Source organism: Brevibacterium sp. HMSC063G07 (genome assembly GCF_001810665.1).
Classification (GTDB): Bacteria; Actinomycetota; Actinomycetes; order Actinomycetales; family Brevibacteriaceae; genus Brevibacterium.
In genome coordinates, this window is sequence record NZ_KV802348.1 from 115901 (window position 1) to 139570 (window position 23670).

Consider the following 23670-nt stretch of genomic DNA (forward strand, 5'->3'; position numbering starts at 1 on the left):
CGGACTCTGCCCGCACCTCGGCTGTCCTCTCAAGGGTGCGTGCAACACTGCACGTCTTCCCGTGGGCGTGGGCGAGGGCCCGTTCGACAGTGCGCGCAGCGCGGCACGGGCTAGGACTCTTTTGCAAAACGCCCACAACAATACGCCGACAGCGGCTTATCAGCCCGTACAGTGAGAAAAACCTTTGTCTTCCCCATGAAAAGGACTCACATGCGACACCTACCGGCAACACTCGGCGCCATTGGGCTCGCCGTTGCGGTAGCCGTGCCCGCTGCCGCGGCGCCGAGCGCCGGCAGCAGCTCCGAACCGGCACCGCAGGAGACCCCCGCCAGCACTCCGCAGGAAAAGGACAGCGACGGGCAGGATCCCAAGGTCGAAACCGTCAAACAGAAAGTTGACGACGGCACATCGGCCCTCATCAGCGCAACCGGCAAGGGCAATGAAAACTCCGTTGTCATCTTCGGTGCCACATGGTCATCAGACGCTGACCCCACCATCGAGTACCGCTCGAAAGTCACCAACAGCCTCAAATGGTCGATGTGGCAGGAACTCGAGGCCGACCCTGACGAAGGCCCCGACGACGGCTCGAACGAGGCCAACACCCCCGGCACGGGAGCCGTCAGCGCTGCCTACAACGAAAAGATCGAAGTGCGCACCAAGGGCGCACCCGTCACCGTGACCGTCACGACCACCCCGATCACGGACGCCGACCGCACCATGGTCGGCGGCGTCAACGACGAAGGCACATTCTCCTCCCCCGACCTCAACGAACCCGCATCGTCCGCGCCGGAAGCCGACTCCACCTCGGCAGCCGGCAGCGGCCCCATCGCCGGCGGCAAACTCAACGCCAAGAAAGCCGCATCCATCGGCGGCTTCAAGTACTTCTCGCGCAAGCAGTGGGGTGCGCGGAAGGCTCGCTGCTCGACTTCGACGACCAACCGCAACACCGCGACGATCATCCACCACACGGAAGGCTCGAACAGCTACTCCAAGGAGCAGGTTCCGGGCATCCTCCGCGGTATCCAGTCCTACCACCAGGGCAGCCGTCACTGGTGCGACATCGGCTACAACATGCTCGTTGACAAGTACGGCAACATCTACGAGGGTCGCCCCAAGCTCGACAAAGCCGCCATCGGTGCCCACGCATCGAGCGTCAACCGCGGCACGTTCGGCATTTCGGTGATCGGCTCCTACAAGAAGAAGGCGCCTGAGGCAGCAATCAACTCGGTTGCCCGCATCGTCGCCTGGCAGTCCTCGAAGTGGAACTGGAAGATCGACTCCAAGGTCACCCTGACCTCGGCAGGCGGCGCCACCCGCAAGTACCCCAAGGGTGCGAAGATGACCGTGCAGCGCGTATCCAGCCACAGGGACATCGGCAACACCGACTGCCCCGGCGACGGTCTGTACAGCCAGCTGGGTGACATCCGCAAGAAGGCCATCGGCTTCCAGAAGGGCAAGCCTCCGGCACCGGCTGAAAAGCCCAAGAGCCCCATCCAGAAGTTCCACGAGGCCAACAAGTCCAAGACCGGCAAGCCCACGGGCAAGGAGCACGGTGGACTGCCCGGCGGCGGCGCCTACCGTGCGTTTGAAAAGGGCGCGGTGCACCACTCCCCCAAGACAGGCACCCACTTCACCCGGTTCGGCTCCGGTATTCAGAAGGCGTGGGCCGCTCAGGCCTACGAACGCGGCAAGCTCGGCTACCCGACAGGCGAAGAGTCGTGCACCATCAAGGACGGCGGCTGCTACCAGGCGTTCCAGAACGGCTCGATCCACTGGTCGCCGAAGGTCGGTGCGCGCAAGCTCATGTACAACTCCGGTATCCGCAAGGAATGGGCCAAGCAGGGCTTTGAACGCGGCAAACTCGGCTACCCCACAACCGAAGAGTTCACGTGGGGCAAGTACAAGCGCGTCAACTTCGAAGGCGGCTACCTCACCTGGAAGAAGGGTGAAGGAGTAAAGCAGCACAACAAGAAATGATCGTATAAAGCCTGTGGGGCGGCAGTTCTCTGCGAACTGCCGCCCCACTTGCCTGCGGTGGCTTGGCTGAGCATCTGCGGCCGACGCCGAGGCGGAGGTTAGAGTGGTTGATATGACTGAGCTTGCGAAGCTGGACACCGAAGGCGTTGAACGGGTGCTTGCGGTCGTCGCCCACCCGGACGACATGGAATACGGCGCATCGGCAGCAGTCGCCAAATGGGCGGCTGAGGGAATTGACGTCCACTATCTGCTTCTGACCGCCGGAGAAGCGGGCATCGCCTCAATCGAACCGTGCAGAACCGCCGATATTCGCGCTACGGAGCAGAAAGCCGCCTGTGAGATCGTCGGTGCGGCCTCGCTGGAGATCCTCGACTTTCGCGACGGAATGCTGGAACCCGATCACAGTGTGCGCAAGGCGATTGCCCGCAGAATCCGCACGGTTCGCCCGCACATGGCAATCTCTCTGACGTGGGAACTCGAAGTCGGATTCGGCATCAACCACGTCGACCATCGCGCCTGCGGAATGGCTTTGATCGATGCAATCCGGGACGCCGACAACCCCTGGATCTTCCAAGACCTGGACCTTGAACGTTGGAAGGTGGACCGGGCCCTCTTCTGCGCAGCAAACCGCCCAACGCACTACGTAGACGTATCCGGCGAACCCCTGCAGAAGGGCATCGCTTCACTGGCCGCCCACACGCAGTATCTCGAAGCGCTGCCCGAACATCCCAGCCCAGAAGAGATCAACCGAGGTGTGACGGAGGAAGCCGGCAGGCGCCTCGGGATTGAAGCTGCCCTGCCGCTGCGCGAGGTGCGACTATGACTGTTAACCCCTGGCAGCCGGAGTCCGAGCCGAGCGTCACCGACACGGCACTCGTATTTGAGGGCGGAGGCATGCGAGCGGCGTTCTCTGCGGGGATAGCCATCACGCTCATTCGCGCGGGCATCGACTTTCCGCACACGTTCGGGGTCAGTGCGGGCAGTTCGACCACCGCGAACCTGGTGTCACGCGACATCACGCGGGCCAGACGCAGCTTTGTCGAGTTCTCCACCGACCCGCAGTTCGGTTCACTGCGCACTTTCGCCCGCGGGCAGGGACTGTTCAACGCCGAGTACATCTATCAGAACACAGCACTGCCCGACCAGGCCCTCCCCCTTGACTGGGACACCTTCTGCGCCCACCCGTCGCAGGTGTCGGTAGTGGCTTTCAACGCTGAGGACGGATCCACCGTCGAATGGCAGCGCGCAGATTTTCCCGCCATGGACGACTACCTGCTGCGAGTGCGCGCATCCTCGACTATGCCCATCGTCATGCCTGTCACCGACGTCGACGGCACGCTCTACGTGGACGGTGCACTCGGCGACGGCGGCGGAATCGCGCTGCCGGCCATGCTCAACGCAGGCTTCGACCGGGGCGTATTTGTTCTCACCCAAGAGCGGAACTACCGCAAACCGCCCTCACGGTTCAAACACAGCACCCGGCAGATCTTCCGCCGCCTGCCGGCAGTTCCCGCAGCCATGGAAACCCGGGCGCAGCGCTACAACAGCACCCGCAAGCAGCTGTTCGACCTCGAAGCAGACGGCAAGGCCTTCATCATCGAACCGGACATCATGCGCATCGGCAACTCCACCCGGAACCTTTCACAGCTGGCTGCCGCACACCGACACGGACTGTTCATCGGCCGGCGCGAACTTCCAAGGCTGCGGGAATTCCTGGGGCTGCCCTACGCCTGAGCTTCTGAGGCTCCTGCAAAGCAGAAGGGTCGGCGGGAAAAGTCCCGCCGACCCCACGACGTCAGCCGCGTGCTGACCAACTGAGCTTTACTGAAGAGCGCTCAGCGCCGCCTCGTAGTCCGGTTCCTGACCGATTTCGGGAACCTGCTCGGTGTAGACAACCGAACCTTCGGCATCGACGACGACGACAGCGCGCGACAGCAGACCCTGCAGCGGGCCGGAAGTCATCGTCACCCCGTAGTCCTCACCAAAAGACGAGCGGAAGGCCGACCCGCTTACAACATTGTCGATGCCCTCCGCCGCACAGAAGCGCTCCTGCGCAAACGGAAGGTCCTTCGAAACGTTGAGAACGACCGTGTTGTCACGGCCGCCGGCCTTCTCGTTGAACGCACGGACGCTTGCCTGGCACACACCCGTGTCAATGCTCGGGAAGATGTTGAGGACAATCTGCTTGCCCCCAAAATCTGTCAGTGCGACGTCAGAAAGGTCCGTTCCCACAAGTGTGAACACAGGAGCTTTCGCGCCCTTCTCGGGGAGCGTTCCGACGGTGGTGATGGGATTGCTCTGGAAAGTGATGTCTGCCATGAGAATTCCTTTCGTAGATTGGCCGATCCTGCGGTGCTCAGACCACCGGACGGGAGGTCATTGGTCGGCCTTTTCACGAACCTGCCGCTGAATGCGGGCGAGCATCCCCGACATTCCGTTCAGCCGAAGTGGACTGACCTGCTTTTCAATATTGAGCTTAAGCGGGAAATCTGCGGGAACGTCGAGGACTGTCTGCACGGTCGATCCGTTGAGCCCTTCGTTGAGGATGCCCGCAAAGCCGCGCGTGGTCGGAGCTTCTGGCGGTGCCGAAAAGAACAGGTGCACAGTGCTGTCCGGCTGGGTGCCGTCAACCTCCACCCGGATGAAGATCGGCGACTGGCACTCCGGAACCGGCTCGAGAAGCTTCGGGTCGTCCTTCAGCCGCTGCGGAAGGTCCGGCAGTTCGTCGCTGAATTCCAGCAGCAACTCCAGCCGCTGGCTTTCCTCCATAGCGCCGAAGTCGTCGGCGATTTCCTGCAGTGCCTGCGGGATGGTCACTTCTGCGGAGCCTCTCCCGGCTGGTCTCCCTGAACAATGGGCACGCGCATAGCGTTGCCCCACTCGGTCCAGGAGCCGTCGTAGTTCTTCACGTTTTCAAAGCCCAGCAGGTAAGACAGGACAAACCAGGTATGGCTGGAGCGTTCGCCGATCCGGCAGTAAGCGTAGGCCACATCGGTCTTGCCCAATCCGAGATCGTCAATGTAGATCTTGCGCAGTTCCTCAGCCGATTTGAACGTGCCGTCGTCATTGGCCGCGGTTGCCCACGGAACGGAGTGCGCGGTCGGAATATGTCCTCCGCGCAGAGCGCCCTCTTCCGGGTAGTCCGGCATGTGGGTGCGCTCACCGGTGTATTCCTGCGGGCTGCGCACGTCGATCAGCGGGATCTGGCCGATGGCTTCCAGCACCTCTGGCAGGAGAGCACGGATGGGTGCGTCGTTGCGCTCCACAACCGGGTAGTCGGAGCGTTCACGCTGCGGCTTCTCGCGCGTCATTTCGCGGCCTTCGGCCTCCCACTTGGCACGACCGCCGTCCATGAGCCGCACATCGGCGTGGCCGAAGAGCTTGAACACCCACATGGCGTATGCGGCCCACCAGTTGGACTTATCGCCGTAGACGACGATCGTGTCGTCGCGGCTGATGCCCTTGGAGCTCATCATTTCGGCGAATTCGGGCCCCTGCACGTAGTCGCGAATCACCTGGTCGTTCAGTTCGGTGTGCCAATCGATCTTGACGGCGCCGGGAATGTGTCCGCTTTCGTAGAGCAGGACGTCTTCGTCAGATTCGACGATGACAACTCCGGGGGTCTTGAGGTTCTCTGCCACCCACGCGGTGGAGACAAGCGCTTCCGGGTGCGCGTAGTCGGCGAACTTCGGGTCGGTCGTGTCGGGTGAAGCGTTCACTGGGCCTCCGTACGGCTTAGACAATAGGTCATTGTTTTCTAGCCTAATAGACATATGTGCCGTCGAAGCAATTGAGGACGACCTCAGCTGTCGGCGGTCTGCCCAAGGAAACCGCGAAGCACCGCCAGGAATTCCTCCGGCTTTTCTGAATGCACCCAGTGGCCGGCGTCTTTGACCATGACTTTCTGTGCTCGCGGGAAGAGGGCCCGCATCGGCTTATCGTGTTCATCGCGGATGTAGTTCGACTTCGCGCCGCCCATCCACAGGACGGGACCGTCGTAGGTCTCGCCGGCGAAATCGGGGAACGCGTTGATGTCACTGACCGCGCTGTTGAGCATGGCGACGTTCGCTTGGAACTCAAAGCCGCTGTCTGTCCGGCGCAGATTCTGCAGCAGAAAACCGCGGACAGTGGAGTCAGACACACCGGCTTTTTCGAGTTCAGCATCGGCTTGGCTGCGGCTTTCAAGCGCGGCGAGGTCGAGGCCGGCCAGTGCGCTCAGCAGCGGCACAAAGTTGGAGTCCTCCGAACTGACCGGCGACATGTCTTCGACAATCAGCGACTTAAACAGCTGCGGTTTGCGCAAGGCTGCGACCATTGCCGTCTTCGCTCCCATCGAATGTCCCAGCAGCACCACTGATTCTTCACCGGTTTCGGGACGCACCGTGGTTTCTATGAACTCTATGACGGCTTGGGCCATGTCCTCGTAGTTGAAATCCTCGGTCCACGGCGAGCTGCCGTGATTGGGCAGATCCACCAGGAAGCAGCGGTACTGATCTTCAAGCGCCTTGGCGGCGGTGAGAAAGTTGCGTCCGCGGCCCATCAGGCCGTGGAGGAAGACGACTGCCGGTCCGGTCGTGCCGTAGGCGGTGTAGGACAACTGCATGGGGCCTCCCTAAACTGATCCAGTGTTCGATCTTAGTCGTCCGCAGCCGCTCCGCGGGCGAGGTGCCGGTGGGCCCCGCCGCTAGACTGCGGGGCGTGACTGATGATCTTTCTCGCTTGAGCTCGTATATTCGCGTCATTCCGGACTACCCGTCCGAGGGCATCCAGTTCCAGGACATTACGCCGCTGCTGGCTGATGCCTGGGCGCTGCGCAGGGCGGCCGAACTCATGGTTGAGCCGTTTGCCGGACAGTTCGATGTTGTAGCAGGAATCGAGGCGCGCGGATTCATCTTCGCCGGTGTCGCAGCCGCCCTGACGGGCACGGGCTTTGTGCCGCTGCGCAAAGCCGGCAAACTGCCGATCGCCGCTGCGCGGGTTGACTACGACCTCGAATACGGTTCGGCGGCAATCGAAGCAAGCGACCAACTGGCCCCCGGAGTTCGAGTGCTGCTCATCGACGACATCCTCGCCACCGGCGGAACGCTCGCCGCGGGCCTGGAGCTCATCAGCACGCTGGGAGCACAGACAGTCGGAACGTCCGTCCTGCTGGAGCTGCAGGATCTTGAGGGCCATAGGCGAGTCCCGAACGTGCATTCGCTGTTCGCTGTGTGACCGTCGGTGCGGACCCCCTTGGTGCTGCCCGCCCTCTCGAAGCCAGGTTTGCGCTGTAGTGCAGATTCACGCGCTGATGCAGCGCATTAACGCGCAAACCTGCATTACAGCGTGAACCTGCGATGGGACGGCGCGCTGCCCAGAGCGTCGAACTGCAGTCGGTGCGTCAAGAATCGAGTTGAGCGCGGAAAGCGCGTTCAGCTTTCTCCCCGAAGGGCACAAACACAACCCGACTCACGGTGTCCCCGACCTCGTCATCCGTACTCTTGACGGTTTCGACCGCAATGCGGGCGGCATCGTCCATGGGCCAGCCGTACACACCGGCGGAGATGGCCGGAAACGCAACACTGTGCGCGCCAAGCCGCTTGGCTTCGCGCAGCGATTCGCGGTAAGCAGACGCCAGTGTCGCCGAACGGTCTTCTTTCTTCGCGTACACCGGACCGACGGTGTGGATCACCCAGGATGCGGAAAGCTCTCCCCCGGTTGTTGCGGCAGCCTGGCCCGCCGGCAGCCCATCAGGGTACGACTGCTCACGCAGCTGTTTGCACTCGGTCAGAATCGCGGGCCCTCCCGCGCGGTGAATCGCACCGTCAACGCCTCCACCGCCCATGAGCGTGGAGTTTGCCGCGTTGACGATCGCGTCGACTTTCTGCTCAGTGATATCGCCCGGTTCAATGATCAGTTCCATGCCTATCGCTCCTCTGTGCGGTCGAAAACGGCTGACCGTTTCAGACGCTGTCCTGCAGCCACTGGGCAAGTACGGGCACGTGGGAGTGCTCAACGTCTTTGGCGGCTGTCAGCAGGGTGACGTGGGCGCTGTGGGAAAGCCGCTCGGCAAGGGCTGCGGCTTCGCTGTTCTCATCGAGCTCCGCCCGGTACCGGCTTTGGAATTCCTGCCAGCGGCCTTCGCGGTCATCGTGGAACCACGACCGCAGCTGGCTGCTGGGGGCAGCGTCTTTGGCCCACTCGTCGATGTTGAGGTCTTCTTTCTTGATGCCTCGGGGCCACATGCGATCCACGAGGACACGGGTGCCCTTTGTCTCGGACTCTTCTCCGTAGGTCCGCCGGAAGGTCCACTTCGAACTGAGCTCAGCCATTGCGGCTCCTTTCACTGTGCTTTTCTGATTCCCAGTGCCTCGCTGCACCCCGGGTGAGGCGAGCGGACACGGCTCAGCGCTTGTTCATGCGCTTGGCACGCTTGCGTGCTTCCTTTTCCAGTTTGGCGCGTTCGCGGCGCTGTTCCTTTGTCATGGAGTCAAGCTGTCCGTGCGGGTCGAGGTATTCGCCGGTTTCGTAGTCGTATGGCACCGGATTGCCCTCGGAATCGGTTCGCTGGTACCAGTCGGTGGCTTCTGGCGATGTCGAATCGAACCCGTACCCGGCGGAGTACTCCGAGTTCGGTTCGGTCTGCACAACTTTGACGGCAAAGTTATCGCCGTAGTTCTCCAGCCCGTAGCGCACGGCGCTGTCGAGGATTTTGCGCTGGTAGTTCTGCCGGTACGTGCGTGGGTCGCTGCGCAGTGCCTTCCACAGTCCAACGCACATGAGCACGATGATCACCGAGAACGGAAGCGCTGTGATGACGATGAGGTTCTGCAGGCCGGTCAGAGCGTCGTCTCCCCCGGTCAGCAAGATCACGATGGCGATTCCCGCCATGCACAGCGACCAGAACACGGTCACACCGCGGCGTGGGAAGGGATTGCCCTTCTGCGCAAGCTGCGAGTTGACCAGCGATGCTGAATCAGCGGTTGTGATGAAGAAAATCGCCAGCATGAACATAAGCAGCGGCGCCACAATCTGCCCGCCGGGCAGGTGGTCGAGGACAATGAAGATGGTCTCTTCCGGTGCGGGCATTTCACCGGTTCCGCCGGTGACTGCGCCCGCAGTGTGTTCAAGGTAGATCGCGGTGCCGCCCAGGATGGTGAATGCGAGCACGATGATCGACGATGGGATGAGCAGCACGCCCATGACGAACTGGCGGATGGTGCGACCACGGGAGATCTTCGCGGTGAAGATGCCGACGAACGGCGACCAGCTGACCCACCACGCCCAGTAGAAGATCGTCCAGTTGGTCAGGAACTCTTCCGTGTCGTCGCCTTCGGACATGTTGCGTGCCAGCATTGTCGGCAGTTCGCCCACGTAGTCGATGACAACACCCGGTACGACGTTGAGCAGGAACGCAGTGGGACCGACGATGAGGAAGAAGAACGCCAGGCCCACCGACAGCCACATATTGGTGTTCGACAGCAGGCGAATGCCCTTCGAAACACCGGATACTGCGGATATGATGGTGCCGATTGTCAGCACCATGATGATGAGAATGGCGATCGTGTTGCCGGTCGTGTTCCAGCCGGTGACAACCTCTGCGCCGCGGGCGATCTGCAGTGCGCCGATGCCCAGCGAGGCGGCGGTTCCGAACAGGGTCGCGATGATAGCCAGACCGTCGATGATCCTCGAACCCAGCGAGTTCGAGTCACCCGTGATGAAGCTGAGGATGGACGACATAAGCGGCACACGGCCGCGGCGGAACGAGAAGTAGGCAACAGCCAGGCCGACAATCGCGTAGATGGCCCACGCGTTGAGGCCCCAGTGCAGCGCTGTCTGCACGAGACCGCCGACGATCGCGGGGTCAGTGCCGCCTTCATATGCGTTCGGCCGCGGCTGAAGGTAATGCAGCAGCGGTTCATAGGGGCCGAAGAAGATCAGCGCAATGCCGATTCCTGCCGCAAACAGCATGGCCGCCCACGAACCGGTGGAGAATTCGGGCTTTTCGCCGTCGAGCCCAAGGGGAATGCAGCCGGCTCGGCTGAAGGCCAGCACCAACAGGAAGACGAGCAGACCGGCTGCGATCACCGTGAATATCCAGCCGAGGTTCTGCATAGTCCAGGTGAGCATGGTGCCGGAGATGCTCTTCACAGCTTCTGGCTGAACAATGCCCCAGGCCACGAATGCAATGATCAGCGCACCGACAACCACAAGAATCGGCTTGTCAATGCCGTAGCGGACGCGCTGATCTTCGATGGACACGCCGGGCACCAGGGCGGGGTGAACCCCGTGCGGATATTTTGGCGGTTGGAAGATCTTCTTGCCCGCACGCAGGGTCTTATCGAGCTTGCCGTGGGGCTTTTCCGGCGGAGTGTCCTCTGCTTTCGAAGGCGTCTGTGGTTTGTCGTTCATAGTTTTCTACCTTAGGAAACCGCAGAACTATTGCAAGGACACCGTTTTTCGGAGAGGAAAGCAGAACAGAAGCACGAGGCGGAAGTCGCCTTCCGCCTCGTGCCTTGGGGTTGTTCGCTGAGCTGAGTCAGACAGCTGCCGCCCTCTGGCGGGCCCGGTTGTAGTTGAGGAGGCCGCGCACCCAGGGGGCGTAGTCTTCGCGCGGGGCTTTTTCGGAAAAGACGTCCGTTTGTGCGTCGTAGGCGAAGCTGTCGTTGAGAACAGCCAGTCGAATGAACTCTTCGCAGGCGCTTTCGGGAATGCCGAATTCCTCGGCGAACTGCTCGCGGCTGAACGCAGCGGGTGCGGTTTCTGTGAACGGGCGGATGTTTACATCTGTCTTCATCACCTTTCTATTCAAGCAAACGCCGCGCGCAGCTCCCAGGCGACCCCACAGCGCGGCTGACATTCTGCCCGATGCGCACCTAGGCTGGGCGTATGAGTGATAGCACGCAGATGAAGTACAACCGCCTGGGCCGTGCGGGCCTCAAAGTGAGCGAACTGTCGTTCGGTTCGTGGGTCACATTCGGCGATTCCATCGACACCGGTCTTGCCAAAGAGTGCATGCAGACAGCTGCCGAGGCGGGTGTGAACTTCTTCGACAACGCCGAGGTCTATGCCGGTGGGAAGTCCGAAGAGATCATGGGCCGGGCTATTGAAGAGCTCGGCTGGAAGCGCAATTCCTATGTCATTTCGACCAAGCTGTTCTGGGGCATTGAGGACAACGTCAATCTCAAGAACACCCTCAACCGCAAGTATCTGATGCAGGGCATTGACGGCTCGCTTGAGCGCTTGGGGCTTGACTTCGTCGACCTTGTCTTCTGCCACCGTCCAGACCCGGAGACGACCCTGGAGGAAACGGTGTGGGCGATGAGTGACATCGTCTCCAGCGGCAAGGCTCTCTACTGGGGAACCTCCGAATGGTCTGCCGAGGAGATCCGCGGCGCCTACGAAATCGCAGAGCGCCACCACCTGCACAAGCCCTACATGGAACAGCCGCAGTACAACCTGCTCAACCGCACCCGCGTGGAAGACGAATACGCGCGCCTCTATGACGACATCGGGCTGGGTCTGACCACGTGGAGCCCGCTTGCAGGCGGCATCCTCACAGGCAAGTACCTCGACGGCGTTCCCGAAGGTTCACGTGCGACGGCACAAGGCCACAGCCATTTGGCCGAAGAGTCCGCAAAGCGGGAAACCGCTGACCGGGTGCGCCGCGTTGTCGACATGGCCCGCGACCTCAATGTCACACCGGCGCAGCTGTCATTGGCCTGGCTGCTCAAGAACCCGCGTGTTTCGACGGTCATCACGGGAGCAAGCTCCGTCGACCAGGTCAAGGACAATATGGGTGCGCTCGCGGCCAAGGAGCGCCTTGACGACAGCGCCAAAGCTCAGCTGGACGAGATCTTCAGCTGAATCCGTAAGGCAGAGTGCTGTGCAAGACGGGGCGCTCTGCACGGACAGTGCCGAAGCATCCGGCTGCCCGACAGACTTTACGCACCCGGTGCAGGGTCGATCTGCCAGCGGGTCAGTGGCTCTGCTTCGGCCGTGAGGGCTGGCCGGTAGGCGGCTTCACCCGCGGCGTGCACTTTGATGAACGCCGTGATGCGCGACAGAATGCGCGGGTCGTTGATGATTCCGCTGTCGTGTCGGCCGGCAATCCGGGTGAGCATCGCGCGCTGCCGCGACTTCTTCATGCTGGTGTAGATGGGCCGGGCGTGTTCGCTCATGGGTGCGACCGTGTCGTTGCTGCCGCCGACAATGAGCACCGGCGCTGTGACCTTGCTGAAGCCGCGCTTGGCCCACGGGTTGAGGGCGACGACCGCGGAGACGCTTTCGCGCTCCGCGGCGATCAAGGATCCTCCCCCGCCCATGGAATAGCCGACGAAAGCGGTTTTCGCAGGGTCGATGACGCTTGCCCATTCACCGCGGCCGCGCGCGTCGTCGAGTGCTCTGAGGATCTGTTCGGCTCGGTTTTCCGGAAACGCCTTCGGTTCGGTTGAACCGGCGGCAAGAACCGCACAGCCGTGGGTGGCAAGCCGTTTGCCGATGATGTGCATTTCCTCCGCCCTGCCCGTATAGCCGGGGAAGGTCACGACCACGGGGCAGCGGTTCTGCGGTTCTCGGGGCCAGAAAAGGGTGGCAGCGCCGTAGCCGGGTGTCCTGACCAGGCGCGACTGGAGGAGTTTGTGGGGTCCGGGAACGCGCACATCAGCGGCGGAAGCGCTGACCGCACCGAACTGTCCCGGCTGTGTGCGGGCAGCGGGCATGACTGTCAGTGCGGCGGCTGCGAGGCTGCCGAGTGCAAATGATCGTCTGCTGACGAACCTGCCGGACATGGCACTCCTGGAATGTGGGGAAGACCCATTCAATGTAACGCTCGCCTGCTCGTTTTCGGCTGAAGTGCCGACCGGGCGTGTTGGTCCGCCCGGCTGTACTGGAAGGCTCAGGACTGACGAGGCGCCGCCTGCTTCCGCACGGTCCGCGCCTTTTCGATAAAGGCCCGAATGAGTTCGGGATCCTTCACTCCCCGACTGGATTCCACGCCGGATGACACATCGACGCCGATCGCCCCCGATGAAGCCGCAGCTTGCGCGACGTTGTCGGGTGTCAGGCCTCCGGCGAGGACAAACGGCCCGCGGTCGCGTTCGTGCAGCTGTGTTTGGTCCCAGCGCTGGCCTGCACCCGGCGCGGGAGCATCAAGCAGCAGGAGGTCGTCACCATAGGCACCGGCGCGGGCTTCAGGGTCGTGAGCGAGCGACACAGCACGCCACAGCTTCAGACCCGGTGCCGCAGCGCGTGCGGCAGTGAAATCAGAGTGCTCGTAGTGGCCATGCAGCTGCAGAGCATCAGCGCCGATCCGCTGAGCCATAGAAGCAGCATCAGCCGCGTCCATGTCGAAGACCACGAGAACAGCGAGTGCTGACCCCGCCTCGTGAATCCACGTGACAATCTGTTTCGCGGTGTCCTCGTCCACGTGCCGAGGCGATGGCGCGTAGTGCATGATGCCCATCGCGTCCGCACCCGCTTCGACAGCTGCCCGCACGTCCTCACGTGTTCGCACACCGCAGATTTTGACGAAAAGGGAGTCGGTCACAGTTTCAGCCTGCGCTTTCGTGTTCACCGTCAACGTAGAACCAACGGCCGGCGCGGACAGCAAAAGACGAGCGCTCCCGCATGGTGCCTGGCCGTCCGTTTTCACGATAGTGGGCCGCGAACTCGACGACCCCCGTCTGATCGCACACTCCCCCGTCGACCGCGTCGAGGATGTCAAGAGAAGTCCACTCCACCTCGGCATCCGGCTGAGTATCAGCCGGCCTGGTGCGGGGATGCCACGTGCGGAACAGGTAATCGGCATCGCCTAAGGCAAAAGCCGTAAACCGCGAGCGCATGAGCGCCTCAGCCGTGTCCGCTGTACGAGTTCCCTCAAGCAGAGGCAGACAGCACTCGCCCAGGGCACTCCCGCGGGGCAGGCCGCCGCATGGGCACACGTCAGAGGTAGGGCGTGGAATCATCAGCTGGCTTCTATGATCCGGTCGTTTTCGTCTTGGCCCGAACCTTCTGCGCGGCGACCGCCGATCTTATCGACGATCATGGCAATCGCACCGTCGCCGGTGACATTTGCCGCAGTTCCGAAGCTGTCCAGCGCTATGTAGGCGGCGAACATGAGACCGACTTCCATCTGCCCAAAGCCGAGCATCTGAGTGAGAAGACCGGCCGCAGCGGCAATCGCGCCACCGGGAACGCCCGGTGCGGCAATCATCATCACTCCCAGCATGAGAATGAACGGAAGATACGTGAGGAACGCCGTATCACCGCCGGTGATCATGAGAACCGCCATGGAGAAGCACGTGATCTTGATCATCGAACCGGACAGGTGGACGGTTGCGCACAGGGGAACGACGAAACCGGCCACAGTGTCGGACACCCCGTTCTTCTTCGCCGAGCGCAGGGTCACCGGGATCGTGGCGGCCGAAGACGATGTTCCCAGAGCGGTGAAGTAGGCATCGCGCATGTTCCACAGGGATTTGAGCGGATTGCGCCCGGCAATCGCTCCGGCCGCGGTGTACTGGATGAGCAGCATCAGCACGGTCAGCGCGAACGACACGATGACCACCAGCAGGAACTTCTGCACCACGATGACGGCTGCACCGCTGTGGGACAGGTCCGCGAATATGCCGAAGATGAACAGCGGCAGGGCCGGGACGATGACGTTGCGGATGAGGCTTTCGACAATCGAGCGGAACTCGATTGCGCCGCGGTAGAGAACCCGGCTGCGGAACCCCGTCAGGCCAGCGCCGATGATGATCGCCAGAACGAGGGCGCTCATAACGCCGATGACGGGTTCGAGCACGATTTCGGTGGCGACTTCCGCAGCTGCCGTCGGATCAGCGGCATCTACTTCAGTGGGTGCGCTGACCACCGTGAAGTAGGGTTCGAAGCCGTCCCCCTCTGCTTCTGCAATGCCCTTGATGTCAGTACCCTCAAGTGAAGAGCGGAACAGCCAGCTGGCGGTGAAGTAGGCCAGCAGGCCCGCAATGAAGGTCGAGGTGTAGGCGATTCCCGCGGTCAGGCCCAGCTGCTTGCCTCCCCCTTTGCCCAGTTCCGCAATCGCCGGGGCGACAAGACCGAAGATGATCAGCGGCACCACGAACGCCAGCAGTCCCGAGAACACCGAATTGTAGGTGGCGGAGATTCCGCCGAGCCATTCCGGCAGGATTGGGCCGGTAAGGATTCCGAGGACGATCGCGATGACGATCCACACCAGCAGCGGGAGTGATCGGGACAGCTTCATTGGTCGTTGTGCTTTCTGCGGTGGGCAAAGAGGCGGATGAGGGGAATACACAGGATTCTAGGAAAACCCTGTGCGGCTGGTGCACTCAGCCACCGCTGGACTCGTCTTCTTCTGCGACCCGTTCGGCCTCTTCGACCATTTCGTCATGCGTCATGTCGCGCTGGTCGGGCTGGCGTCCCTCAGCCAGCGCCTTGTCCGCGGGAGACTGCGGCATAACGCGCGTGCCGATAGTGCCGGGCTGCTGGCGGCCGTGAATCGAAGCACCCGCAGTTTCTGGCATGAACCACGTGGCCACCAGACCGATGACGCAGGCGAGGATCATGTAATACGCCGGGAACAGGAGGTCGCCTGTTGCCTTGACGCCGGCTTCGTTGATCAGGCCGGCCGTGCCGCCGAGAGCCGACACGGACAGGTTGTAGGTGACCGAGAAGCCCAGCAGACGCACGTGTGCGGGGAACATCGCCGGGAAGGTCGCCGAAATCGTGGCGAGCATCGGTACGTAGGCGATGCCGAGAACGGCGAAGCCCACGAGCGCAAAGCCGAAGCCCAGCGACATCATCTTGAACATGGGGATGGCCAGAACGCCCACCGCAATGGTCGTGAAGAACCACAGCGGGCGACGGCCGAACTTGTCCGATGCCGCGCCGAAGATCGGCATGAACAGCACGATGAACAGCTCGCCCACGAGGATCACGATGAGCGATGTCTGTGAATCCATGCCGATCTGCGCCTCGAAGTAGGACGGCATGTAGGTCAGCAGTGTGTAGTTGACCATGTTGACGGTTGCAACGAGTGCAAACAGGATGATGACGTCGCGGCGGTACTCCTTGAACACCGCGCGGAAGCGGTCCATTGTCGAGGTGTCGTCCTCTTCCGGATCTTCCTGGATTTCGTTGAACACCGGGGTGTCCTCAAGCTTCGAGCGCAGGTACCAGCCGATGAAGCCCATGGGCAGTGCGATGAGGAACGGGATCCTCCAGCCGAAGGAGTCCATCTGCTCCGGGGTCACGGTGAACTGGATGATGAGCATGAGTGCCGCACCGATGACATAGCCGGTCAGCGAGCTCGCCTCGAGGAACGAACCGAAGAAGCCGCGACGGCGGTTGGGAGCGTACTCAGCCATGTAGGTGGCTGCACCGCCGTACTCACCGCCGGTGGAAAAGCCCTGCACCAGACGCAGGACGATGAGCAGGATGGGCGCCCAGATGCCGATCGTCTGATAAGTGGGCAGCAGGCCGATGAGGGTTGTTGCCCCGGCCATGAGCAGAATCGTGGCGGCCAGCACGCCCTTGCGGCCGATCTTGTCGCCCATGGGCCCCCAGAAGAATCCGCCCAGGGGTCTCGCCAGGAAGGAAATGGCGTACGTCGCCATGGTGGCCATGATCTGGTATTCGCCGAGTGCATCGAAGAAGTGATGGGCGATGTACGTTGCGGCGATCGCGTAGACGCCGTAGTCGTACCACTCGGTCATATTGCCGATGGCCGAGGCTGCTGTTGCCCTGCGGACAACCTTTGGATCAGCCGCGTGGTCTTCGGCTTCGCGTGCGTAGTCTGATGCGAGCAATTCTTCTGAGCTGCTGTCAGAACTCATACAAACCTTCCTGTTTCGAGACATCAATCACTGTAACGGAGAGCAGTGACGATGGCTAAAGCAGGAAAATCTACATGGCCGGCAGGCGCAGGGTGACAGTTGAACCCTGTCCGTACCAGGACTGCAGCGCGGCGGTGCCGCCGTGGCGTTCGACGATGGCACGGACCATCGGCAGTCCGAGCCCGCTGCCTTCCGTCCCGCGGACCTCGCGTGAACGGCCGAGCTCTTCCCATACGGTTTCGATCTCATCCGGCGCTATCCCGCGGCCCGTGTCGGCACATTCAATGACAACCCAACCGTTCTCTTCACGGCCGCGAACTTCAATGTGTGCTCCCGGTGGCGAGTACTTCACCGCGTTGCTCAACACGTTTGACACGGCCAAGAACAAAAGATCTGAGTCACCTCGAACGTGCGGCAGGGGCCGCGGTGCCTGAGGCAGAGACACCTGGAACCTGCGCTCCCGGGCACCCGGAATTTCAAGAACCGTCTGCACTGCCTCGTGAACAAGAGCGCCGATGTTGACCGCGGAGGGTTCGAGTTCAGCGTGTTCGACTTCGCTGATCTTGCGCAGATTGTTCAGCAGACTGCTCAGGCGCACAGCCTGAGCATCGATGCTGTCGCGCTGCCGCTGGGACGGTTCGTCGGCCAGGGCTGCGCGAATGCCCTGAATGGGGTTCTTCAGTTCGTGGTCCAGACGGGCCAGCAGGCGCTGGCGGCGGCGCATCTGCTCATCGCGCACCTGCGCTGAGGCTTTGACGGCACCGCGCCTGGCAAGGACGACGGCGGCGAAACCAGCCGCGAACAGGCCGGACAGCAGCAGGCCGAAAACGAGGGGCGCCCACGCTACCCGGGCCGTGATGACCGCCTGGGTTTGGGAGTCGACGAACAGCCACCCCACCGTCACGATCAGCCCGATGAGCAGGGGCGCAAGCAGCGCAGAGGCGATGACCAGCGGCGTCCGCTGCTGTTTCTGTTCGCTCATCCGCGATCCACTGCTCCAAGAAATCGATATCCTGCACCCGACACCGTCTCAATGTAGGCGGGATCGCTCGAATCATCACCCAGTTCCCTGCGGATTTCAGCAATTCTGTGATCAACCGCGCGCGTGGTCACAATCGCTTCGAAGCCCCACACGGTTTCCAGCAGACGCTGGCGAGAGAACACCTCGTCAGGGTGGCTCATGAGGAACTCCAGCAGAGCGAAGGCGCGCGGCGTCAGCTGTCGTTCGCATCCGTCGACGAAAATCCTGCGGGCCGGTCGGTCCAAACGAAGCTCACCCGATACCAGAGCCTGGGCGGCGCTCAACGGCGTCTGGCCCCGCTGGGTGCGGCGCAGAACCGCGCGGACGCGCGCCATGAGCTCAACCGGATCGAACGGTTTGGTCATATAGTCATCCGCACCGTCATCGAGGGCGGCTGCCCGTTCGAAAGTCTCCCCCACCTCGGTCAGCAGGATGACGGGCAGCCATTCGTCGTCGGCCCTGATGCGGCGCAAGACCTCACGACCGTCGAGGTTCGGCATAAGTACATCAAGGATGACAAGGTCCGGGCGGCGGGCTTCGATAGCCTGCAGCGCCTCGACACCGTCAGCTGCGGTTTCAGTGTCGAGGCCGCTGCGGCGCAGCACGGGGGCCAAGTGCTCGCGGATGGTGGAGTCATCATCGACGAGCAGCACATGCGGTCGCGTCTGGGCGGACATTGTGTTCCTTCGCGGACTCAGCCGTCGTAGCGGATTTCAACCCGTCGGTTCTTCTCGCGACCTTCCGGATTGTCTTTGCCGCCCTTGTCATTCGGTTCGATCGGCTTGCTGTCACCGAAGCCCTTGACTTCGGTCTTGATGTCAGACCGGGCTTCCTTAATGGCTTTCGACACTGCCTCGGCGCGACGCTTAGACAGAACGTCGTTGCCTTCCTTGTAGGGCAGATTGTCCGTGTGCCCTTCAACCCGGACGGTAGCGTTCTGCGGCACTTTCTTGACCAGTTCGGCGATCTTCTTCTTCGCACCGTCAGACAGGTCCCATTTGCCGAGGTCAAACAGCACATCCGAGGACAGCGTGACGACTTTTTCGCCGGCGTCTTCGCGCGTGTCGTCCATCGGCTCGATGTTGTCTTCCAGCGGGATGATCTCGGCCTTGATCGGGTTGATTTCCGCTTTCACGGCAGCTGCTGCGGGAACAGCGCCGAACGCCATGACTCCGACCAAGCCGACGGCTGCGAGCTTGGCGCGGGCGCTCACTGGATCTTCACGCCCTTGACCAGCGGCTCACCTTCCCACAGGAAGATGTCCATCGTGTCAACGTCTTCCGGCGGAGCACCGAAAGCGGCCTTGGCCTGTGCCTCTCGGCCCGGGTTCAGCTTGGTGTCTGTGACATCGGTGAGTTCGTCAATAGCCTTGTGCTTGTTGAAGTTCTTCGTGTCAACCGCGTATGGACGGAAACCGGAACCGCGGACCCTGAACAGCGATTTCTGGTCGTCCATCGTGGTTTCCAGAGTAAAGCCGTAGACAGCTTCTACCGTTTGCTGGTTGCGCTTGACGCTGATCAGGCGAACCTTGAGCTTGGCATTCTTGTCGCCGTCAATCTCCACCGGAACTTCGGCTTCACCCAGCGATTCGCCCGAAGCAGCCGCTTCTGAACCGCTGCCTGAGTCCTGCGAATCGTCACCGGCAGAATCTTCACCGCTCTGGGACGCCGCTTCACCGGAACCGCTGTCAGAGCTGTCAGAGCTGTCGTTCTTCTGCGACTCTTCAGAGGTTTCCTTTTTGTCGTCAGAGCCGGTGTTGAAGTCAACCGAGCACCCTGTCAGACCCAGGGATGCAGCCACGGCCGCAGCGGCGATGACTGTTCGTGCTTTTGTCGTGCGCATGCGAAACCTTTCGGTAGCGGACCGGGTGGGCCCTGTCGTGCTTGCTGACTCAAGACTACGAACGCGGAAAGCACTGTTCGTCGCACAGAAGTCGCAAGAGTCCGGAAACTTGTACCAGCTTCGCGACATTCTGAGACACACAGGTGAACTCAGCGTGTACGCCTCAGCGGCGGCTTGACTCAATCACCTCGCGTGCAAAGCCGTCGAACAGCGCCTGCGCATTGCGTGCGCTGTCTGCTTCAACGCGGTCTGCGTGTTCAACAAGAGCGTCCTTGTCAAAGCCCAGCTTGGCCAGACCGTCTGCTTCCCAACGGCGCACCGAGTCAGCGGACGCTTCGGGATGGAATTGCATGCCCCACGACCGTCCAATGCGGAAAGCCTGGATTTCGCACAGTTCGCTGCTGCCCAGCAGCTGGGCTGTGGCCGGCAGCTCGGTGATGCGGTCCACGTGGCTTTCGATGAAGTGGGCTTTCGGCCCCACCTTGCCGAACACGGGGTCATCGGCAGCCTCTGAGGTGAATGTGATTTCGGTTGCGCCCTTTTCGGGTGCCCCGGTTTCGGCCTTCACCGTGCCGCCTGCCACGTGGGCCAGCAGCTGGCCGCCCAAGCAGATGCCCAGCTGCGGTTTGTCGGCATCCCACGCGGCGCGTACGAGTTCAGCTTCACGCTCCAGCCACGGCGCCCGGTCGGTTTCATCCGGCATGTACCCGCCGCCCAAGTAGACGAAGCCGTCATAGTCATTGACCACTTCCGGGCCTGGAATGTCGTTGACAGTGCCGTCGGGTCCCGGTCCGATCCGCAGATCAAACTCGATGTGGTGGTCAATGAGGCGTGGGAGCAGTCGCCTGGGCTGTGAATCGATGTCGTTGACGACTATGAGGATGCGGGCCACGATGCTCACTCTCCCGAGCGCAGGAAGCTGCGGTAGCGGTCGTCGTGAGCTTCCAGCACGCGCAGCGCATTGTCGAAGCCGAGCTTTTCAAGGTCTTCTTCTGACCAGGAACGCGAGCGCAGTTCGTCGATGAGCGCCGGATAGGTGCTGGCATTGTCCAACCCGGTGGGGAAGGAATCCGTTCCGCAGAAGTCCGAGCCGATGCCCACGTGATCAATTCCGATGCGTTCGCGCACGTAGTCGATGTGGTCGGCGACTTCGCTGATGGTGACTTCCGGAGCTGTGCCCTTTTCGCCGTCTTTGACCCACTCGTATCGGTCCTGTGAAACGAAGGAGGGCACGAAGGTCAGCATGTGCACTCCCCCGTTTGCCGGCAGCCGGTCGATGATGTCATCGGGCACATTGCGCGGGTGCGAGCACAGGCTCATAGCGTTTGAGTGGGTGAAGAGCACCGGCAGGTCGGTCATGCCAAGCACCTGGTCCATGACACTGGGCGCCACGTGAGACAGGTCCGGGATCATGCCGATCCGGTTCATCTCCGTGACCACTTCCCGGCCGAAGTCGCTCAGTCCCCCATGCACCGCCTCGTCAGTTGCGGAGTCTGCCCAGCTGTGGGTGGTCGACCACGTCAGTGTCATGTAGCGAGCGCCGAGCTTGGCGAACATGCGCAGGGCACCAAGTGATTCGTTGATCTGGTTGCCGCCCTCAACACCGAGCAGACCGCCGATGCGCCCGGCAGCTCGTGCTGCGCGGATGGCTTCCGCTGTTGTCGCCCAGGCGAGGTCAGCCGGATAGGTGCTGATCATGCGGTCAACGAGGTCGATCTGCTCGAGTGTCCAGCGGACAGCTTCGTCGCCCTTGATGGCCGAGTCGACGAACACCGACCAGAACTGTGCGGCGACACCGCCGTCGCGCAGCTGCGGAATATTGGTTTCGACAACCTCGTCGGGCCGGTCGAGATCAGTGACCGATGAGCCGCGGGTTTCGCGCAGCAGATACGGGAGGTCATTGTGGCCATCGAAAATGGGGATGAGTGGAGACGACATCGCGGGTCCTTTCTTCAGTCCGGATGGGGTTAGTCAGGCGTGCAGGTGGGCGCTGATGAGACCGCCGGCTTCGCGCATGATCGGCATGACTTCGAGCACTCGGTCCTCATCTGCCGCCCAGTTGGCGAAGACAGCGTAGGCCACGCGGCGTTCGCGCGTGAACGCGATTCCGGTGTCGGCCCGAACGCTGGAGTCGGTGCCGGTCTTGTTCACAATCCATTCGCCGCGCGTGTAGTAGTAGTGCGCGAGCGGATCGGGTTCGAAGTAGGACGCCACCATCGACGTATCCGCCCCAGCGCCGAGCCAGCGGCGCAGCATTTCAGAAGACATCGGGTCGAACAGTTCGTCACGTGACAGCCGCGCCATGTAGTCGCTCAGTTCATAGGCGGTGCCCGATGACAGACGACGGGGTGCTCCTGCCGGTCGCGGCCAGCGCAGGAAATCGTGCAGTGCAGAGTCTTTGTAGCCCAGTGCTTCGATTTCCTTGGCCACGCGGTCCAGGCCGACCCGAGAGATGAGCACGTTTGTGGCGAAGTTGTCGCTGAACGCTCCGATGAGCATGCCGACGTCGTGGATTGTGAGGTCCGGCTGGTCCAACAGGTACCAGATGCCGGATTCGTCGACGCGTTCGGCGGCGTTGCGGGTCAGCCGTTCATCCAGGCGCAGTTCGCCGTTGTTCTTCATCTTCAGTGCTGCGTGCAGCAGGAAGATTTTGGCGATCGAGGCGGTTGAGAGCACCCGGTGGGGTTCGTGGCTGAATACCTCTTCGCCCGTGTCGATGTCGATTGCACGTGCTGAGAATTCAACTTCGTCTAGACGTGTGAACAGGTCCGCTGTCATTGTGCTGCCTTTCTCCGGCGCTGTTGGCAACCGGCTGTTTAGACGACGTTAAAACTATGCGAAGAGGCTCATGACCTGGCCGGCGGCCAGACCGAAGAACGTACCGGCGAATGCCCCGATGAGGGCGAAGAGAACGCCCACGGGAACAAGTTCGCGGTTGAAGGCACCGGCGACGACGGGGGCGGACGCCACACCGCCGATGTTCGCGGTCGAAGCGACAGCCAGGCTGAACAGCTCCGTTTTGGTGAGTTTGGCGTAGATGATCATGAGGACCATGTGGATGGCCACAACCATGAGTCCTGCGAGCAGGTAGATCGGCGCTTCGAACAGCGATGTGAAGTCCGAACCGGCTGCGATGACGCCGATGATGATGTACAGCATGATGTACGCGACGTCCGAAGCGCCGGTCATCTTCCCGTACCGGGTCGAACCGATCACCAGACCCACGATGCTCACGATCAGGATGGTCCAGGTTGTCGAGTTCACGACGACGCCGATTTCCGGCAGCTTTCCGCCGATCACGGTGGCCAGCGCCGAACCGAACAGCCCGATGGCCAGCACTCGCAACAGTGCCACGAGGTCCATTGTGTCGGCATCAGATGCGCTTTCCTCGGCGCCTTCAGCGGTCGATGCGGCATGAGACAGGGCCGCGGTGTCGGCTTTTGTCCACGCGTTGAACTTGTCGGATACGCCGACGGACGAAAACATCACCAGCAGCCACAGGGAGTACACGATGGTGTCGACGATGAGCACGTGACCGAAGATGTTCTCCGGTGGGTTGAGGATGCCCTGCACGGCAGCCATGTTCGCCGAACCACCGGTCCACGAAGCCGCGAGTGCTGCCAGGCCCTTCCACGCTTCGGCATCCAGCACACCTTTGAACACGGCGAAGGTGATGATGAATCCCAGCATGATCGAAACTGCGGTCGCAGCGTAGGTCAGCAGCAGCTTCGGTCCCAGTTTGATGATCTTTCGGACATCGCACTGGAACAGCAGCAACATGATCATCGCCGGCAGCAGAGCGTCTTTGACTCCTCCGCCAACAGCGTCGATCGAATCAGACTCACCGAAGACCCCGACGGTGTTCAGCAGCGCTGCTATCAGGTAGAGAAAGACGAATCCAGGTACGTACCGGAAAACCGGAAGCCCGCGGGCTTTGTCCAGGTAGACGAGAATCGCGGCTATCGCAATGAGCAGGCTGATGAACAGAAAACCGTCAGTGATCATGGCTGCTTA

At 61.8% G+C, this 23670-nt stretch carries 26 protein-coding genes; 5 read left to right on the forward strand and 21 right to left on the reverse strand.

The genetic code is table 11. The features are described 5' to 3' along the window. The first annotated feature begins 210 nt into the window (after nt 1-210). From HMPREF2757_RS05160 to HMPREF2757_RS05170, 3 genes are all read left to right on the forward strand, one after another. Nucleotides 211-1977: an N-acetylmuramoyl-L-alanine amidase gene (locus tag HMPREF2757_RS05160; protein ID WP_070573951.1), complete on the forward strand. Its 1767-nt coding sequence runs from the start codon at nt 211-213 to the stop codon at nt 1975-1977. A 112-nt stretch (nt 1978-2089) separates the two neighbouring features. Then, entirely contained in the window at nt 2090-2800 is a 711-nt protein-coding gene (locus tag HMPREF2757_RS05165; RefSeq protein ID WP_070573952.1) for a PIG-L deacetylase family protein, read from the forward strand. Then, a complete protein-coding gene (locus HMPREF2757_RS05170; protein WP_070573954.1) occupies nt 2797-3711 on the forward strand; it encodes a patatin-like phospholipase family protein in 915 nt (304 codons plus the stop codon). The genes HMPREF2757_RS05165 and HMPREF2757_RS05170 overlap by 4 nt, the downstream gene beginning before the upstream one ends. A gap of 87 nt (nt 3712-3798) precedes the next feature. Here the strand turns inward: HMPREF2757_RS05170 and tpx are convergent, their stop codons facing one another. From tpx to HMPREF2757_RS05190, 4 genes are all read right to left on the reverse strand, one after another. Next, nucleotides 3799-4296, reverse strand: coding sequence for a thiol peroxidase (tpx, locus tag HMPREF2757_RS05175; protein ID WP_070573956.1), 498 nt, complete (start codon nt 4294-4296; stop codon nt 3799-3801). 57 nt (nt 4297-4353) lie between these two features. Continuing rightward, on the reverse strand, nt 4354-4794 hold the full coding sequence (locus HMPREF2757_RS05180) for a SufE family protein (RefSeq protein WP_070573958.1): 441 nt from the start codon (nt 4792-4794) through the stop codon (nt 4354-4356). Continuing rightward, nucleotides 4791-5696, reverse strand: a complete 906-nt coding sequence (locus tag HMPREF2757_RS05185) for a sulfurtransferase (RefSeq protein ID WP_070573960.1) — start codon at nt 5694-5696, stop codon at nt 4791-4793. The genes HMPREF2757_RS05180 and HMPREF2757_RS05185 overlap by 4 nt, the downstream gene beginning before the upstream one ends. An 83-nt stretch (nt 5697-5779) precedes the next feature. Beyond that, nucleotides 5780-6580 (reverse strand): alpha/beta fold hydrolase, encoded by an 801-nt coding sequence (locus tag HMPREF2757_RS05190; protein WP_070573962.1) that lies wholly within the window; start codon nt 6578-6580, stop codon nt 5780-5782. 95 nt (nt 6581-6675) lie between these two features. Between HMPREF2757_RS05190 and HMPREF2757_RS05195 the strand changes: the two genes are divergently transcribed. Then, the gene (locus HMPREF2757_RS05195) at nt 6676-7191 is read left to right on the forward strand and encodes an adenine phosphoribosyltransferase (protein ID WP_070573964.1); all 516 of its coding nucleotides are present in this window, start codon (nt 6676-6678) and stop codon (nt 7189-7191) included. 166 nt (nt 7192-7357) lie between these two features. Here the strand turns inward: HMPREF2757_RS05195 and HMPREF2757_RS05200 are convergent, their stop codons facing one another. The 4 genes from HMPREF2757_RS05200 to HMPREF2757_RS05215 all read right to left on the reverse strand — a co-directional run bounded on the left by HMPREF2757_RS05200 (nt 7358) and on the right by HMPREF2757_RS05215 (nt 10753). Beyond that, complete coding sequence (locus HMPREF2757_RS05200; protein WP_070573966.1) at nt 7358-7879, reverse strand: O-acetyl-ADP-ribose deacetylase; 522 nt, start codon at nt 7877-7879, stop codon at nt 7358-7360. A gap of 40 nt (nt 7880-7919) precedes the next feature. Beyond that, the gene (locus tag HMPREF2757_RS05205; protein WP_070573968.1) at nt 7920-8288 is read right to left on the reverse strand and encodes a DUF488 domain-containing protein; all 369 of its coding nucleotides are present in this window, start codon (nt 8286-8288) and stop codon (nt 7920-7922) included. A 73-nt stretch (nt 8289-8361) separates the two neighbouring features. Then, nucleotides 8362-10368: a BCCT family transporter gene (locus tag HMPREF2757_RS05210; RefSeq protein WP_070573970.1), complete on the reverse strand. Its 2007-nt coding sequence runs from the start codon at nt 10366-10368 to the stop codon at nt 8362-8364. A gap of 127 nt (nt 10369-10495) precedes the next feature. Beyond that, on the reverse strand, nt 10496-10753 hold the full coding sequence (locus HMPREF2757_RS05215) for a hypothetical protein (RefSeq protein WP_070573972.1): 258 nt from the start codon (nt 10751-10753) through the stop codon (nt 10496-10498). Between the two features lie 92 nt (nt 10754-10845). Here HMPREF2757_RS05215 and HMPREF2757_RS05220 point away from each other — a divergent pair, with 92 nt between their 5' ends. Then, on the forward strand, nt 10846-11823 hold the full coding sequence (locus tag HMPREF2757_RS05220) for an aldo/keto reductase (protein WP_256278265.1): 978 nt from the start codon (nt 10846-10848) through the stop codon (nt 11821-11823). Nucleotides 11824-11900: 77 nt separating this feature from the next. Here HMPREF2757_RS05220 and HMPREF2757_RS05225 read toward each other — a convergent pair whose 3' ends face one another. The 13 genes from HMPREF2757_RS05225 to HMPREF2757_RS05285 all read right to left on the reverse strand — a co-directional run bounded on the left by HMPREF2757_RS05225 (nt 11901) and on the right by HMPREF2757_RS05285 (nt 23661). After that, on the reverse strand, nt 11901-12746 hold the full coding sequence (locus tag HMPREF2757_RS05225) for a poly(ethylene terephthalate) hydrolase family protein (RefSeq protein ID WP_070573976.1): 846 nt from the start codon (nt 12744-12746) through the stop codon (nt 11901-11903). 107 nt (nt 12747-12853) lie between these two features. Next, nucleotides 12854-13504: a phosphoribosylanthranilate isomerase gene (locus tag HMPREF2757_RS05230; RefSeq protein ID WP_070574058.1), complete on the reverse strand. Its 651-nt coding sequence runs from the start codon at nt 13502-13504 to the stop codon at nt 12854-12856. Nucleotides 13505-13508: 4 nt separating this feature from the next. Next, nucleotides 13509-13922: a YchJ family protein gene (locus tag HMPREF2757_RS05235; protein WP_070573978.1), complete on the reverse strand. Its 414-nt coding sequence runs from the start codon at nt 13920-13922 to the stop codon at nt 13509-13511. Further along, a complete protein-coding gene (locus tag HMPREF2757_RS05240; RefSeq protein ID WP_070573980.1) occupies nt 13922-15202 on the reverse strand; it encodes a dicarboxylate/amino acid:cation symporter in 1281 nt (426 codons plus the stop codon). Before HMPREF2757_RS05240 ends, HMPREF2757_RS05235 begins: the two co-directional genes overlap by 1 nt. An 85-nt stretch (nt 15203-15287) precedes the next feature. Next, entirely contained in the window at nt 15288-16793 is a 1506-nt protein-coding gene (locus HMPREF2757_RS05245; protein ID WP_070573981.1) for an MFS transporter, read from the reverse strand. Nucleotides 16794-16863: 70 nt separating this feature from the next. Continuing rightward, entirely contained in the window at nt 16864-17775 is a 912-nt protein-coding gene (locus HMPREF2757_RS05250) for a sensor histidine kinase (RefSeq protein ID WP_070573983.1), read from the reverse strand. Next, nucleotides 17772-18491 carry a response regulator transcription factor gene (locus HMPREF2757_RS05255; protein WP_070573985.1) on the reverse strand — a complete coding sequence of 240 codons (720 nt, stop codon included), beginning with the start codon at nt 18489-18491 and terminating at the stop codon, nt 17772-17774. The genes HMPREF2757_RS05250 and HMPREF2757_RS05255 overlap by 4 nt, the downstream gene beginning before the upstream one ends. Before the next feature lie 17 nt (nt 18492-18508). Next, complete coding sequence (locus HMPREF2757_RS05260) at nt 18509-19027, reverse strand: OmpA family protein (protein WP_070573987.1); 519 nt, start codon at nt 19025-19027, stop codon at nt 18509-18511. Beyond that, nucleotides 19024-19656 carry a hypothetical protein gene (locus HMPREF2757_RS05265; protein ID WP_070573990.1) on the reverse strand — a complete coding sequence of 211 codons (633 nt, stop codon included), beginning with the start codon at nt 19654-19656 and terminating at the stop codon, nt 19024-19026. Before HMPREF2757_RS05265 ends, HMPREF2757_RS05260 begins: the two co-directional genes overlap by 4 nt. 163 nt (nt 19657-19819) lie before the next feature. Next, complete coding sequence (locus HMPREF2757_RS05270) at nt 19820-20557, reverse strand: type 1 glutamine amidotransferase (protein ID WP_083304114.1); 738 nt, start codon at nt 20555-20557, stop codon at nt 19820-19822. Continuing rightward, nucleotides 20554-21594 carry a dipeptidase gene (locus HMPREF2757_RS05275; RefSeq protein ID WP_070573992.1) on the reverse strand — a complete coding sequence of 347 codons (1041 nt, stop codon included), beginning with the start codon at nt 21592-21594 and terminating at the stop codon, nt 20554-20556. Before HMPREF2757_RS05275 ends, HMPREF2757_RS05270 begins: the two co-directional genes overlap by 4 nt. A 33-nt stretch (nt 21595-21627) precedes the next feature. Further along, on the reverse strand, nt 21628-22434 hold the full coding sequence (locus tag HMPREF2757_RS05280) for a serine hydrolase (protein WP_070573994.1): 807 nt from the start codon (nt 22432-22434) through the stop codon (nt 21628-21630). A gap of 54 nt (nt 22435-22488) precedes the next feature. Then, nucleotides 22489-23661: a DUF819 family protein gene (locus HMPREF2757_RS05285; protein WP_070573996.1), complete on the reverse strand. Its 1173-nt coding sequence runs from the start codon at nt 23659-23661 to the stop codon at nt 22489-22491. Nucleotides 23662-23670 lie beyond the last annotated feature (9 nt).